Raw genomic sequence first — 319 nt, 5'->3', positions numbered from 1 at the left:
GTTGCTTGCGCGATAACTTTCTGCGAAACACCGCTTTACCCGCCGTATCCTGACCATGAAGGTGAAAAGCGTGCTTACCCAGATCAATACCGACCAATGTGACGTTTTGCATGGCAGATCTCCCAAGAAATCCCGGCAGAGTACCCCTGCTGCGGGGAGGGGGTGACCATCCCATTACAGCTTGATGGAAAAGTTAAGGAAGGTCTGCAAAAGTCCTGGCATTGACGCCCCGTTCAGCTATCCTGGAAGCATCGCGAATTAGTTGAGGAGAAGAGTAATGTCGCAGTTGGGTCTTCACCTGGATCTGTCAACCAAGCGC

1 pseudogene is annotated in these 319 nt (G+C 52.0%); it reads right to left on the bottom strand.

The features are described 5' to 3' along the window. Positions 1-112: pseudogene (locus VSR82_RS40175) on the bottom strand (IS110 family transposase); the annotation flags it as partial. Positions 113-319: the final 207 nt, after the last annotated feature.

Source organism: Burkholderia sp. JPY481 (genome assembly GCF_038900515.1).
In the GTDB taxonomy this organism is placed as follows: domain Bacteria; phylum Pseudomonadota; class Gammaproteobacteria; order Burkholderiales; family Burkholderiaceae; genus Paraburkholderia; species Paraburkholderia youngii.
This window is presented reverse-complemented; position numbering and strand designations above follow the sequence as displayed.